Genomic DNA, 13952 nt, shown 5'->3' on the forward strand with positions numbered 1-13952 from the left:
TTTTTATGTTCTGTTTTTTTTAATCCAAAGCTGCTATGCAGTCGATTTCTACCAGTGAATCCCCTGGTACACCACCATATGTAGCCACTGTAGTTCTAACAGGTGGGTTCATGCCGAATCTTCCACGATATACTTCATTCATGTCTTTGTAATCATTAAGATCGTTGAGATACACATTTACTTTCAAAACTTTCTCCATTGAGGAGCCATTTTTCTTCAGTTCTCTTTCGAGTTCGTCTAGTACTTCTTTGGTGTGTACTTTAATATCACCTTCTTTGTGGTAGCCTTTCCCGGCAATGTAAAGTGTGTTTCCATGCTTCACTGCTCCTGAGAATAGGGGCATATTGTTATCCTGAACTATTTCTCCAACAACTTCTTTCGTAGTGCTTTCTTTGCTTATAGCATTTGCAGTACCAACACCAAAAATTGCTGCTAGTGATAACCCTATTTTTTTGAATGACGACCTTCTGCTTGTTTTGTTTTCCATTTTCGAAATTGTTTAATGATTGATTATTTAAATAAGTTATAATTATTATTGGCAATACTTTACCACATTCTTTTTTTCAATAGTTCTTTTATTTGTTCTTTGGGTACAGGCAATTCATCCATATGGTCTTTTAGCCATTTGGAAAAATCTTTTTCTATTTCTTCAGACCACTTGTTGTCGATTTGTCCCGGAGTGTATTTTCCTTCTTTCAATCTGGTAATACCAAATAAATCTCTAAGCCTAACAACTTCCGACGTAACTACAACTTTCTCTGCGAGATGGGCGGGGATAAACATTATTCCTTCTTTTTTAGCCAGCACAATATCTCCGGGTAATACTGTGGCAGCCCCAATCCTTATAGGTGAATTGATGCTCAGGAGCATTACTTCGGTGAGGTATGACGGGTGCCAGCCTCTAACGAATGCATTGAACCCTTCGATTTCAGATAGTCCTTCCATATCTCTGCTGGAAGCATTAAACACTACACCAGTTTTGGATTTTGCATATATAGAATTGCCGAGATTGTCACCTATTAGCGTACCATCTACTATTTTACCAAAGCCGTCAGCTACATATACATCTCCCTCGTTCAGCATGTCAATAGGCCAGGAGTTGGTGTTTCCAATCCTGCCGTCTTCACTACCTTTTTTCTTGATTTGATCAGATACATCAGGTCGGTTGGGCATATACTGTACCGTAAGGGCACGACCGACCACAGGTATGTTATCGTGTAGTGGTTGCCATCCTCCTTCAAATTGATTGTGGTATCCTTCATTTCTCAATACACCCCATGCTTCTTCTATGGTCACACTTTTTATCCTTTCTAAAATATCATCAGCTACTTTTGGCCTGCCGTCAGAAAACCTTTCGCCTGTCCATTGGGGTGTTAGGAATATAATTTGCTCTTTGGTGGTGGTTTGGGCAAAGGATGGAATGAGAAAAGAGGAAAATAACCCTGCCAGCAACATAATTTTTAATGATTTCATAATTTTTATTTTAATCAACTAATGATTTTTTGTTTGAGTCATCACTATCAGATGTCTCTTGATTTTTGTTTCTCCACCATGTGGCCAAGGAAGAACCAGAGATATTCATCCAAGGACCGAAAATTGCTGGAGCAAGTCCAATTGTTGAAACTTTTCCCATTTCAAGGGCTATTCCAGAGGCTAATCCCCCGTTCTGCATTCCAACCTCAATGGCTATTGTTCTGCAATCTTGTTCACTCATTTTCAATAAACGTGATGCCCAATACCCTAGAAAATACCCTGCAGTATTGTGTATGATGGCAGCTGCGATCAGCAGAAGCCCAATAGAAAGCAGGCTGTCTCTTCCGGCCGCAGTAATAATTGTAATAATAAAGGCAATGCCTACCATGGATATAATAGGCATGACTTTGTCCAGCCAATTGGCTTTCCCATGAAAAAACTTATTAAAGATCAATCCTGCTATTATCGGTAGGATGACTATTTTGATTATACTCAACATCATTGACCAGAAATCTATTGGAACAAATTGTCCTGCGAATATCTTCATTAGCAGTGGTGTCATTATTGGAGCCAAGACGGTAGAAACAGCTGTGAGTGTTACAGAAAGAGCAAGGTTGGCTTTGGCCAGATATGCCATAACATTGGACGCCAAGCCACTGGGGGATGAACCTATCAATATGATACCAGCTGCTATTTCTGCCGGAAAACGGAATAGCGTTGCAATACAAAAACCTAAAATTGGCATTATGGTAAATTGGCATAATACTCCTACCAAAACACCTTTTGGCATTTTGATCACCCCAGAAAAGTCTTTGATGCTCATGGCTGTTCCCATTCCAAACATTATGAGCTGTAGCAGTGGAACAATAAGAGTTTTTAATTTAAAATCGCCAATGGTTTGAAAATACACAGGGTAATACATTGAGACCGTGACGGCAGCAAAAATCAGTATCGTGAATGAAAAACCTTTGAAAGTCTGATGACCTCTAACGCCAAGAGCCAATAATATAAAAAAGAAAACCAAGAAGGGACCTGCAATAGATATGTGACCCATTGACAATACGACAATGGATGCAATGAGGCAAAGTACTGAACCAATAAGTGATATTTTATAATTTGTTTTCATTTTTCAATATACGGTTTTAGACAAGTAGTCCAATCTTTGAAATACAAATTGAATCAGATCTTTTTATTATAAGGTATGTCAGTTTGCTCATTACTTTTCATTCCACAAGGGCTTGGAAATGCCACTCAAGTCCCAAACGACACTGCCTTCCCTTAAGGTAAGTTCACACTCCAGCTTTTGCTTGCCTTCCATCTTTTTTCCTTTTGTATCAATAAATCCAAAATCTCCTTTTCTAATATTCATGATAGTGACATCCGCAACAGCACCAACCGATAAATGACCCAAGTCTGTGCGCTTTATGTATTGTGCAGGGCTCCAGGTGACACTTGTTATCACGTCTTCTATTGGCATATCCATATTTATGAATTTAGACATGATGTTCATCAGGTCTTTCATTCCTCCATTCATACTGCCTGTATGTAAATCTGTACTCAATGAATTGGGATAAAAACCTTGCTTCAAGGATGGTATAACCTGTTCAAATAAGAAACTCCCACCTCCATGTCCTACATCAAATATGATCCCTTTTTTCTGAGCTTCAATGACGTAAGGCCTCACTTTACCTTGTTCATCAACCACTGGTGTTCTGCCTCCTACGTGTGCATAGGCATGAGTGAATATATCACCAGGTCTTAATTTCTCCAGTAACAGGGTTTCCAGAGATAATTCAGGGTTACTTCCTCCAAAATCTATCATTACAGGTATATCCGCAAGTTTTCCTGCTTCGACGGCTCTTTCAGTGGGAGCCCACAATGGGCCATTGAAGTGTGCCAGTTTCACTCCTACCACTACACCGGGATTTTGCTTTGCGACGATGGAAGTCAATTTGGCATCCATATCTTCAACATTTTGTTCTATTGCCCCGCCTTTCATTCCCGAGCCAACTATATTCAAAAAAGCCAACACCCGGGTTTTTGACTGGCCGATTGTCTGTTCCTTAAAGACATCAAAGTTTCTCCATCCTGCACCACCTGCATCCACTACAGTAGTCACCCCACTTCTAAATGTAAAACCATCAGGAGGAACACTAGAAAAGCTGTTGCTTAAGTATGCATGTGGCTCTGTGCCAAAAAAGTTGTGCGTATGGATGTCAATAAGCCCCGGCGTTACTAGGAAACCCCTGGCATCTACTACGGTCTTGGCCTGATTTTCAGAAATGTCTTTGGCAATTTTGGCTATTTTTCCGTCTGAAATGGCAACATCCATTGTTTCGTTTATAGAATTGCGAGGATCAATTACCTTTCCACCTTTAATGAGCAGGTCAAAATTCTGAGCGGGTGACATTGTAGAACAAAGAAGCATTAAGATTGTTCCAAAGAAGATATTACGTGTACAAGGATTCATAATATAACTGACTAAATTGGTTGAAAAGAACCTCTTACTTTAAATCTATTCAAGAATGAAAATAAAATATTCATAAACTATTTCTTGTGTTTTCAACTTCGCTGCAATGACCTCCGAAGTTTTAATTTGATATATGATGAAACTTTAGCAATTTTCTCATTTTTAAAAAGTTATGTTGTGGCATTACCGTATTATAGGTTTTTCTTTTACTTCTTGCCCTCCATACTTCTCAATACTGTTCCTTATAAGTCTTTTCGTCACCAATCTGTTCCACCAAAAGTGGGAATCTTCCTGAAGTCCCATCGCCATCACTTTGATAGCAAACACTGTAATAGATTTTCTGTTCTTTTAATATATCCTTGTTTAATAGATTGTCTTTGATTTCGTCAGGTGTTTTCATATGAGAAAGAGCTTTTCTTCTTTTTATTTTGGCTAACTGTTCTAGGCTGAACATAATGAGTAAGTGTCGCACAGGTTGGTATGTTGAGCAAAATCCTTTTTGAGCGAACCTGAATCCCCATTAACATAAATTAATTTTAACCTGAAAAGTATGATATCACCAACATGAGAATCTTTTTCACTTAGCCGGATGATATTTGCCGAATTGGCTGATTTACTAAATATAGTACCATATCTTATTGAAAAGTACTATTGACTTAGGTTTAAATTTACTTTTCCCTAATGGGTAGTAGGATTATGAATTTGTGAATTATTATTTACTGACATTAAGCAAAATCAAACAATGAAGCTTCTGGTTTATCATCTAAAGTAATTTTTTTCTTTGCTTCTTCTGCCAAGAAGCCACACGAGATTGGTCTTGCGTCAAAAAAATGGAAAGGTAAATCTATTTCGGATGGGAAGAGATGCCTACTCAAGTTGATGTTGATGAGTATGCAAATCAACTTTTATCTACCACAGGCATATTTGATAATTGCAATAGACAATTCTTAGCATTAAATGGGTAAGTAAAAGGATATGGTGGCAGTTTCATTACAAAAAAACATAATCCTATAAAACTTTCTCTGAACCCTTTTTCTCCGGAAAAGGCACGGGCAGAAACCCCAAATCCTGTGTAGCAGACCTAATGTCAGCTAAAAACTGGTCACCAGGATCTGATTTTTTTGTACGGTAGCCATCATCCACTTCAAGCCATAGCTCATGACCTTCAAAATTTATGTATTCTGAATGGCCTATCAAATATTTGATGTCATATTTGTCAGCGAGGTACTTGACCAACCAAATATTAGCTTCCAATTGTTTGGCAGTCAATGGGGTTTCTTTTGTACCGCCTACGTTTTCAATACCAATGGCACAGTGGTTCAACCCAATAACGTGCCTGGCCATAGTAGTCTCTGGCATCAATCTGTATATGCTACCATCCCTATCTACCATAAACTGGGAAGAAACATTAAGACCGCTTGCATTGGCAATTTCAGGACGCCAATTTGGTAATTTAGGGTCATTGAACGCATCGAATGATGCTTCTAATGTAGGGATAACTGTGTAATGCACAACCACCATTTGAGGAACAATAGTAGGCTCTGTTTGCTTTAGCCCATACCTTTTATACAAATAGTCAAGCGTAAGGTCTGTTCTCTCCTGTCCAAATTGAACAGGGCGATCTATTATCCTTTTACTACCACAAGAAAGCAAAGTCATGGTAAAAAAAACAAGGGTTAGGAAACTCTTCATCTTTGTCGGTATTTTCAGGAAAGATGCAACTTAATAAATAATGGTACATAAATATAATACTTTTTGCCATGATGGAAGACCTGTTGCGTTTCATGCCAACAACCCAATCTCTAGAAAGAAGTATTTTTTCAAAATAATAAGAGTATCTCCAGATACTACTACTGTTATGGTCAAACACCTGCGAAACCGAAACACCATTTGTTGGATTCGGTTGCCCAAAACATCCAATGGTAGAAGTACTTTTTCAACAGATATGGTACTATAGTTTGTAAGTACCACTGACCCACCGCAATTTCAGATGGTTGTGCATTTCACCTGGCTAAAAAGGCATATTGGATCAGCTGGCTTGTATTAGAATATATTAAGTTTAAAAAACCGATCAATGACCTTCAATTTTAGCTTTAGAACAGCCTTGTATTGTATGCTATTTATTGGGACACTTGCCCAATGTATTGAAAAACACCAATTGCCACCTGGAGACCCTGACAATGGGGGACTCGTCCTACCTGAAGGTTTTGAAGCAGTGGTGGTCGTAGATAGTTTGGGATCTGCCAGACATCTTGCTGTAAACAACAATGGCGATGTGTATGTAAAATTGCGCTTTCCAGATGTGCAAGGCGAAAATGTGGGCTTAAGAGACACTACAAATGATGGCAAAGCAGACATCATTGAGCGGTTTGGAGATTATGGAAAAGATGGCTCTTATGGTACTGGAATGCGCATTTATCAAGGTTATTTGTATTTTAGTACTGCTGGCAGGGTCATGAGGCATAAACTGGCGCCAGGCAAGTTGATACCAGAAGATGAAGCTGAAGTAATGCTGACTGATGACTATAGAAATTCAAAACATGGTGCCTCACATTATGCCAAACCAATCACATTCGACGATGAAGGGCATATGTACATACCTTTTGGCTCCCCAGGTGATGTTTGTCAATTGGAAAACAGAAAACCTGGTGCCCCTGGTCAAGACCCTTGCCCGCAATTGGAATGGCATGCGGGCATATGGCAATTCGATGCACACAAACCAAATCAACTACAGAAAGATGGATATAGGTATGCAACCGGAATAAGGAGCATAGTTGGTCTGGACTGGAATCACGCAGACAATACACTTTATGCCATGCAGCATGGAAGGGATGATCTCAACCGCAACTGGCCAGAATATTACACCCCATGGCAAAGTGCCCTTTTGCCATCAGAAGAATTTCTCCGGGTAAAAGATGGGTGCGATGCAGGTTGGCCGTATTACTATTATGACCACATGCAGGGAAAGAAACTACTGAATCCAGAATATGGTGGTGATGGACATAAAGAAGGTAACGGTGCTGATTATGAGCAACCAATTGTAGGGTTTCCAGGACACTGGGCACCAAATGACCTCCATTTTTATCAAGGTGAGCAATTCCCAGAACACTATAAGAACGGAGCTTTTATTGCCTTTCATGGTTCCACAATCCGGTCACCCTACTCCCAGTCCGGTTACTTTATTGGCTTTGTGCCTTTTGAAGGGTCAAAGCCCAAAAACTGGGAAGTTTTTGCAGATGGTTTCACGCAAGTTGAAAAAATCATCAACACAACAGATGCCGGGTATAGGCCAATGGGCATAGCCATGGGACCTGACGGATCATTATACATCAGTGAAAGTGAGCAAGGAAAAGTATGGCGCATTATGTATAAAGGGGACAAAAAGAACTTTGGCTCAAAACAATTAGCCAAAATGGAAGAGCGTAAAAAAGAACCACACATCAGGACTCCCGATGAAGTTCTTGATGACCTCACACAAGTTAGAATAGAAGCAGGTGAGAAAATTTACAACAAATATTGTGGATCATGCCATATGGCCGATGGCAATGGTGATGGAAGCAGGTTTCCACCAATCAACGGATCTGAGTGGGTATCAGGTGACCAAAAACAGTTGATTGATATTGTTTTGCAAGGTCTCCAAGGCCCGATATCGGTAAAAGGACAGTCTTACGACGCTGTGATGCCTCCTGTGGATTATTTAGACGATGAGGAAATAGCCCAAGTACTTACCTACATCCGCCAGAAATTTGGAAAAGGTGCACCCAGTGTAAATGCCTACTATGTTAAATGGGGACGCTATGCAGCCAGACGAGCAAAAAGGGAAAATGACCTTCAAAAAAAATAAAAGCAAGTTTTGCTGATTTATGTCAATATCCCAAGGATTGGATTGAGCATATTATTCCATCACAGAAATTTTCTGGTTCAAGAAAAAAACAGAGATTTTTGTTGTCAATGGGCAGGGGAAAGTATTTTGCCATTTCAATAAATTCCTAAATGAAACTTTCAATTACCCATACTATTTTCAAGCTTAGCTGCCGGGGGACTAAAAGACAACTCAACTGCAATAGTTTCCACAAGCACATTTGACCCTCTATAGATTTCAGAGAGGGGAGAAGAGGGGATTGTCGGTAAAATCAAACCTATGCTGCAAATGGATAACACATATTTTGACGAAAAAGAATAATAAGTTAAAAGCTGATTAAGCAGCTTTTAACTTATTTACTTTTGATTTTTCTAGTTTTTCCTCAGCGTATGCTTTAGTTATAACCAGTTTTTTTGTGGTAGTGTCTGATGGAAGCTCGAACATGGCATCAGTTACTATTGCTTCGCATATAGACCTTAGCCCTCTGGCACCAAGCTTAAATTCTACTGCTTTATCAACAATATAGTCCAGAGCAGTTTTTTTGAATTCTATTTCGATATCTTCCATTGCAAACAATTTAGTGTATTGTTTGACCAATGCATTTTTAGGCTCTGTTAATATTTGTTTCAGAGTAGATTTATCCAATGGGTTTAAATGAGTAAGCACTGGTAGTCTTCCAATGAGTTCTGGTATCAGTCCGAAGCTCTTTAAATCCTGTGCATTGATATATTGAAGCATGTTTTCTTCGTCCAGCCCCTTGTCATCTGTTTTGGCAGTAAATCCAATAGCTCTGGAGTTTAACCTATTCCCAATATTTCTGGTAATACCATCAAATGCACCCCCACATATAAACAGAATGTTTTCCGTATTGACAGAAATCATTTTTTGATCAGGATGCTTTCTGCCGCCTTGAGGAGGTACATTTACAGACGTACCTTCCAAAAGTTTCAATAAAGCTTGCTGAACGCCTTCACCACTTACATCTCTCGTGATAGAAGGATTGTCCGATTTTCTGGAGATTTTATCTAACTCATCAATATATACAATACCTCTTTCTGCAGCTTCTGTTTCGTAGTTTGCAGCCTGAAGTAGTCTTGTTAAGATGCTTTCAACATCTTCACCTACATAACCTGCCTCTGTCAGTACAGTGGCATCAGCAATGCAAAAAGGAACTTGCAATATTTTCGCTAATGTCCTGGCCAAATACGTTTTTCCTGTTCCTGTTTCTCCAACCATGATGATGTTTGATTTCTCAATAGTTACATCATCATCTTCGTCTTTCTGCATCAACCTTTTATAGTGGTTATATACAGCAACAGATATTACCTTTTTGGCTTCATCTTGTCCTATCACGTACTTGTCGAGATGATTTTTCATCTCGACTGGTTTAATTAGGTTGAATTTTGGAGAAGATATATTGTTTTTGGTTTTGGTTTCCTCACTCAATATTTGATTGGCCTGAGTAATACATTTATCACAAATGTGTGCATGTATTCCGGATATCATCAAATCAACATCTTTTTTATTTCTTCCGCAAAAAGAACAAGTTACTTGTGCCATAACGTATTATTATTTGTCCGCTTTCTTTTCTAAAACCTCATCTATCAGACCATATTTTTTAGCTTCGTCAGCCTTCATCCAATAGTCCCTATCAGAATCTCTTTCTATTTCGTCGTAAGTTTTTCCACTATGTTTTGCAAGAATGTCATACAAATCTTTCTTCAATGAAAGTGTTTGCTTTAATGAAATCTCCATATCGGAAGCTTGACCTTGCATGCCAGCCATAGGCTGGTGAATCATTATTCTTGCATGAGGTAATGCAGATCTTTTGTTGGCAGCACCTCCTGCAAGTAAAACAGCTCCCATAGAAGCAGCTAGTCCTGTGCAGATAGTATTGATATCAGGATTTACATATTGCATGGTGTCATAGATTCCCATACCTGCATAAACAGATCCACCAGGACTGTTTACATATAGCAAGATGTCCTTTTTGGCATCAACAGATTCTAAGAACAACAATTGTGCAGTAATAATGTTTGCAACGTTATCATCTACACCCATTCCGAGGAAAATTATCCTGTCCATGATCAATCTGGAGAAAACATCAATTTCTCTGAAGTTTGTTGGTCTCTCCTCTATAACTGCTCTTGTCATGTTTTCCACATGCCCTACATATTGGTCAAAAGTGTTACCATTTAAGTTTCGACCCTTTACCGCATAGTCTCTAAATTCTTTCTTATCAATCATTCTGCTTTTTTAAAATCGTACAAAAATAAAAAAAGTCCTTTTATTTTAAGGACTTTTATAAGACGAATATAATAAACTCTTTGTTAGCTTATTTAAGATTTTTTGTTGAATTCTTCAGGAGTAACTTCTTTGTCCTTAATAGTGATACTGCTTTTAATGAATTCCAGCACTTTATCATTATATACTTTTTCATGAAGCTTCATGTAATTGTTGCCGTCTTCTCCTTTTAAGTAATTGTCCACAAATGAGTCCAAACTACCTTCCAGTTGATCTGCCGGAAAGCCAGAAGCTGCAAACTGTTGTCTGATCATGTTTTTAGCTTCAAGGATCACATCTTCATGCGCAATTTTTATTTCATTGTCCTTTGATATTTTGTTTTTAATCAAAGACCATTTCAGGTCATTGGCATAGTGCTCATAATCCTTCTCAATATCTTCTTTAGATATCGTTTCTTTGTTCGATATTTCTATAAACCTTTTCAAAAAATTATCAGGGAGTTCCATTTTTGTTTTTTCAACAAACTCATCCTGAATTTTATAGTTGAGGTAGTTTTCTGATTCCTGATCGTAATTTTTCCCTACAACTTCTTTTATCTTTTTCTTAAATTCTTCTTCTGATTTTACAGCATCCTTGCCAAATGTTTTATCAAACAAGTCCTGATTCACCTCAGCACTCACTTTTCGGTTGATATTTTTTACTAAGAATTTAATATTCGCAGAGTCTTTTGATCCCGAAAATGACTCACGATAGCTTTCATCTTTCAATGTTTTGGCAGTATCAAATTCAATTGTGTCATCTTTTTTCTTTCCGATGAAATTTTTCAATTGTTTTTTATCCACCTGAGTCAAATCCAATTCGGCGGTTTTGTTCTCATCTTCATCATCGGTCACCAACTCTCCATATAGGATGTCGCCTTCTTCCGAAGTTTCAGGATTGGTCATTGTGCCAAATTGTTTCCTTAAGTTATCTATTGTTTCGTTGATAACTTTGTCATCGACTTTGATTTTAAAGTTTTCGATCTTGACCTTATTGTCAAGTTTTACTTCAAAATCGTTTGCCATACCTATTGAATATTCAAAATCGAATTCACTTTGACTATCCCAATCGATCTCGGCGGCTTTTTCAACATTAGGGAGAGGCTCTCCTAATATTTGAATGTCATTTTCCTTGATATAATCCATTACCTTGTGTGACAACATGTGATTTACCTCGTCAACAAGAATAGATTTTCCATACATTTTGTTTATTAGACTTCTAGGTACTTTACCTTGTCTAAAACCCTTAATGTTTGCTTTTTTACTGTATTCCTTAATTTTTTCTTCCACTTTAGGTTGATAGTCGTCTTGCTTTAGACTAACTTTAATTAAGGCTTCAGTATTGGAGATTTTATCTAGAACTATTTCCAATGTTCAAAAATGTTTTGTTTGATAATAAATTAAAAAACCCTCTAACCCGATTGTATTTCGCGAAAGAGGGTGCTTATTTTGTGCGGATGAAGGGACTCGAACCCCCATGCCTCGCGGCGCTAGATCCTAAGTCTAGTGCGTCTACCAATTTCGCCACATCCGCAGTTCGAATTTGGAGGTGCAAAGGTAGTAGTATTATTTAAATTACCAAGGTCTTTAGTTTAATTTGATTACTTTTTTAGTTTATGCAGGAAACGTTGATAATAGAGGAAGAACAGGAGAGAAAAGAGATTCTAAACAGGTATCGGAGACTATTGCGTCATTCCAAACCTTTTTTAAAAGATAATGATGCTAAACTCATCAAAAAAGCTTTTAATATTTCGAATGATGCACATAAAAATATGCGTCGTAAATCCGGCGAACCGTATATCTATCACCCTCTTGATGTTGCTCAGATATGCGTGTCGGAAATAGGTCTTGGCACTACATCTATTATCTCGGCATTATTACATGATGTGGTAGAAGATACTGATTGGGAAATTTATGATATTCGTCGGGAATTTGGAGATAAGGTAGCGGTTATCATTGATGGGCTTACAAAAATCTCCAGTATGCCGGGAGAGAGTGCATCGGAGCAGGCAGAAAATTTCAGGAAACTACTGCTCACTCTTGCTCAGGATACTCGTGTGATATTGATAAAACTGGCAGATCGCTTACACAACATGCGTACACTGGAGAGTATGCCAGAACACAAGCAATTGAAAATTGCTTCAGAAACGGCATATATTTATGCTCCCTTGGCTCATAGGTTAGGCCTGTACGCTATCAAGACTGAGCTGGAAGATTTGGCTTTAAAGTATCATGAACCTCAGACTTATGAGGAAATTACTTCTAAGATTGCTTCAACCAAAGATGCCAGAAATAGGTTCATTCGTAATTTTATCAAGCCCATAGAAGATGGTTTGAAATCTCAGGGACTGGATGTTGAAATAAAAGGAAGGCCAAAATCAGTTTATTCGATCTGGAATAAAATGAAAAAACAGGGAATTCCTTTTGAAGAGATATATGACCTTTTTGCCATTCGTATCATTATAGATACCGACCTGGAACATGAAAAGGCAGCCTGTTGGCAGGTATATTCCATCGTTACAGATTTTTATCAACCAAATCCTGATAGGTTAAGAGATTGGATTAGTATTCCTAAATCGAATGGATATGAGTCTCTGCATACTACAGTACTAACGGATAAAGGAAAGTGGGTCGAAGTGCAAATAAGAGCAAAGAGGATGGATGACATTGCTGAGAAAGGGTATGCAGCTCATTGGAAATACAAGGACAATTCTCCTAAGGAAAACGAGTCAACTCTTGATACCTGGATCAATAAAGTACGAGAGACTTTGGAGCAGAATGACATGTCAGCCATAGAGTTTGTTGACGACTTTCGATCCAATCTGTTCAATGATGAGGTGTATTCATTTACTCCAAAAGGAAAACTCATTACCCTGCCGAATGGATCTACCGCTTTGGATTTTGCTTTCGATATACATAGTGAAGTAGGTGCCCGATGCATAGGTGCTAAAATCAACAAGAAACTAGTTCCGCTAAACACCAAATTGAGCAATGGGGATCAGGTAGAAATATTGACATCCAATAAGCAAACACCTAAAGAAGACTGGCTCAAGTTTGTGTCAACTTCTAAGGCTAAATCCAAGATTAAGGATTTTCTCAAAGAGGATAAGAAAAAAGCAGCAAGCGAAGGAAAAGAAATTGTTATTCGCAAGTTGAGGCACATGAAATTGGAGTTGAATAATCAAACAATAAGCAAGTTGAATGCTTATTTTGGAACGAAAACGCCTTTGGATTTTTTCTATGCTGTGGGTAAAGGAAAGATAGATCCAAAAGAGATAAAAAAAATAAATGAAGTAAAAACTGAAACATTCAAAAGACTCAAAAACTTCATTGGGAGTAAAATTAAAGATAGAAAGGCGAAGGAAACTACTCCAGAAGAAAAGCATGACGTGCTGCTATTGGGTGATGATATGGACAAACTGGATTATAAGTTTGCCAATTGTTGTAAACCCATTCCGGGAGACGATGTATTTGGATTTGTTACCATCAATGATGGTATCAAAATCCATCGTAATTCTTGTCCCAATGCTAATGAACTTATGTCCAACTATGGTTACAGGGTAGTAAAAGCAAAATGGACTTCTCAGCAGGAAATTGCTTTTTTGGCAGGGTTGAAGGTTATTGGTACCGACCGGCTTGGAATGATCAGTGACATTACTAAGGTTATTTCAGGTGAGCTGAAAGTGAATATGCGCTCTTTAACGATTGAAACTGACAATGGTATTTTTGATGGAAATATTCAACTGTTTGTCAATGATACAGTTCATTTAAATACATTGATAAAAAAGCTGAAAAAAATCTCAGGAGTGGAAAGGATAACCAGATATGACCTGTTTGAGAAATAAATTTGTCGATTTAGCAAGCC

At 38.1% G+C, this 13952-nt stretch carries 11 protein-coding genes and 1 tRNA gene; 2 read left to right on the forward strand and 10 right to left on the reverse strand.

Annotated elements, in window-relative coordinates; translation table 11 throughout:
• Positions 1-19: 19 nt before the first annotated feature.
• From AAOP42_RS20595 to AAOP42_RS20620, 6 genes are all read right to left on the reverse strand, one after another.
• Positions 20-487, reverse strand: coding sequence for a RidA family protein (locus AAOP42_RS20595; protein ID WP_349530476.1), 468 nt, complete (start codon positions 485-487; stop codon positions 20-22).
• A gap of 59 nt (positions 488-546) precedes the next feature.
• Positions 547-1473 carry an RraA family protein gene (locus AAOP42_RS20600; RefSeq protein WP_349530477.1) on the reverse strand — a complete coding sequence of 309 codons (927 nt, stop codon included), beginning with the start codon at positions 1471-1473 and terminating at the stop codon, positions 547-549.
• Between the two features lie 10 nt (positions 1474-1483).
• A complete protein-coding gene (locus AAOP42_RS20605) occupies positions 1484-2599 on the reverse strand; it encodes a bile acid:sodium symporter family protein (RefSeq protein WP_349530478.1) in 1116 nt (371 codons plus the stop codon).
• 90 nt (positions 2600-2689) lie between these two features.
• Positions 2690-3883, reverse strand: coding sequence for an amidohydrolase/deacetylase family metallohydrolase (locus AAOP42_RS20610; RefSeq protein WP_349530479.1), 1194 nt, complete (start codon positions 3881-3883; stop codon positions 2690-2692).
• 289 nt (positions 3884-4172) lie between these two features.
• A complete protein-coding gene (locus AAOP42_RS20615) occupies positions 4173-4397 on the reverse strand; it encodes a hypothetical protein (protein ID WP_349530480.1) in 225 nt (74 codons plus the stop codon).
• A gap of 554 nt (positions 4398-4951) precedes the next feature.
• Positions 4952-5635: a peptidoglycan recognition protein family protein gene (locus AAOP42_RS20620; protein ID WP_349530481.1), complete on the reverse strand. Its 684-nt coding sequence runs from the start codon at positions 5633-5635 to the stop codon at positions 4952-4954.
• Positions 5636-6017: 382 nt separating this feature from the next.
• Here AAOP42_RS20620 and AAOP42_RS20625 point away from each other — a divergent pair, with 382 nt between their 5' ends.
• The gene (locus AAOP42_RS20625) at positions 6018-7787 is read left to right on the forward strand and encodes a PQQ-dependent sugar dehydrogenase (protein ID WP_349530482.1); all 1770 of its coding nucleotides are present in this window, start codon (positions 6018-6020) and stop codon (positions 7785-7787) included.
• Between the two features lie 354 nt (positions 7788-8141).
• Here the strand turns inward: AAOP42_RS20625 and clpX are convergent, their stop codons facing one another.
• The 4 genes from clpX to AAOP42_RS20645 all read right to left on the reverse strand — a co-directional run bounded on the left by clpX (position 8142) and on the right by AAOP42_RS20645 (position 11621).
• A complete protein-coding gene (clpX, locus tag AAOP42_RS20630; protein ID WP_349530483.1) occupies positions 8142-9365 on the reverse strand; it encodes an ATP-dependent Clp protease ATP-binding subunit ClpX in 1224 nt (407 codons plus the stop codon).
• 9 nt (positions 9366-9374) lie between these two features.
• A complete protein-coding gene (locus AAOP42_RS20635; protein ID WP_349530484.1) occupies positions 9375-10052 on the reverse strand; it encodes a ClpP family protease in 678 nt (225 codons plus the stop codon).
• A gap of 92 nt (positions 10053-10144) precedes the next feature.
• Complete coding sequence (tig, locus tag AAOP42_RS20640) at positions 10145-11458, reverse strand: trigger factor (protein WP_349530485.1); 1314 nt, start codon at positions 11456-11458, stop codon at positions 10145-10147.
• Between the two features lie 81 nt (positions 11459-11539).
• Positions 11540-11621: transfer RNA gene (locus AAOP42_RS20645), tRNA-Leu, on the reverse strand.
• 82 nt (positions 11622-11703) lie between these two features.
• Here AAOP42_RS20645 and AAOP42_RS20650 point away from each other — a divergent pair.
• Positions 11704-13932, forward strand: coding sequence for a RelA/SpoT family protein (locus AAOP42_RS20650; protein WP_349530486.1), 2229 nt, complete (start codon positions 11704-11706; stop codon positions 13930-13932).
• The last annotated feature ends 20 nt before the right edge of the window (positions 13933-13952 follow it).

This window comes from Reichenbachiella sp. MALMAid0571 (genome assembly GCF_040151475.1).
In the GTDB taxonomy this organism is placed as follows: domain Bacteria; phylum Bacteroidota; class Bacteroidia; order Cytophagales; family Cyclobacteriaceae; genus CAXBNB01.

Coding starts and splice junctions, on each gene's coding strand:
- AAOP42_RS20610 (WP_349530479.1), bottom strand. CDS start 3,883: ATGTCACCCGCTCAGAATTTTGACCTGCTCATTAAAGGTGGAAAGGTA.
- AAOP42_RS20620 (WP_349530481.1), bottom strand. CDS start 5,635: ATGAAGAGTTTCCTAACCCTTGTTTTTTTTACCATGACTTTGCTTTCT.
- clpX (WP_349530483.1), bottom strand. CDS start 9,365: ATGGCACAAGTAACTTGTTCTTTTTGCGGAAGAAATAAAAAAGATGTT.
- AAOP42_RS20605 (WP_349530478.1), bottom strand. CDS start 2,599: ATGAAAACAAATTATAAAATATCACTTATTGGTTCAGTACTTTGCCTC.
- AAOP42_RS20615 (WP_349530480.1), bottom strand. CDS start 4,397: ATGTTCAGCCTAGAACAGTTAGCCAAAATAAAAAGAAGAAAAGCTCTT.
- AAOP42_RS20650 (WP_349530486.1), top strand. CDS start 11,704: ATGCAGGAAACGTTGATAATAGAGGAAGAACAGGAGAGAAAAGAGATT.
- AAOP42_RS20600 (WP_349530477.1), bottom strand. CDS start 1,473: ATGAAATCATTAAAAATTATGTTGCTGGCAGGGTTATTTTCCTCTTTT.
- AAOP42_RS20635 (WP_349530484.1), bottom strand. CDS start 10,052: ATGATTGATAAGAAAGAATTTAGAGACTATGCGGTAAAGGGTCGAAAC.
- AAOP42_RS20595 (WP_349530476.1), bottom strand. CDS start 487: ATGGAAAACAAAACAAGCAGAAGGTCGTCATTCAAAAAAATAGGGTTA.
- AAOP42_RS20625 (WP_349530482.1), top strand. CDS start 6,018: ATGACCTTCAATTTTAGCTTTAGAACAGCCTTGTATTGTATGCTATTT.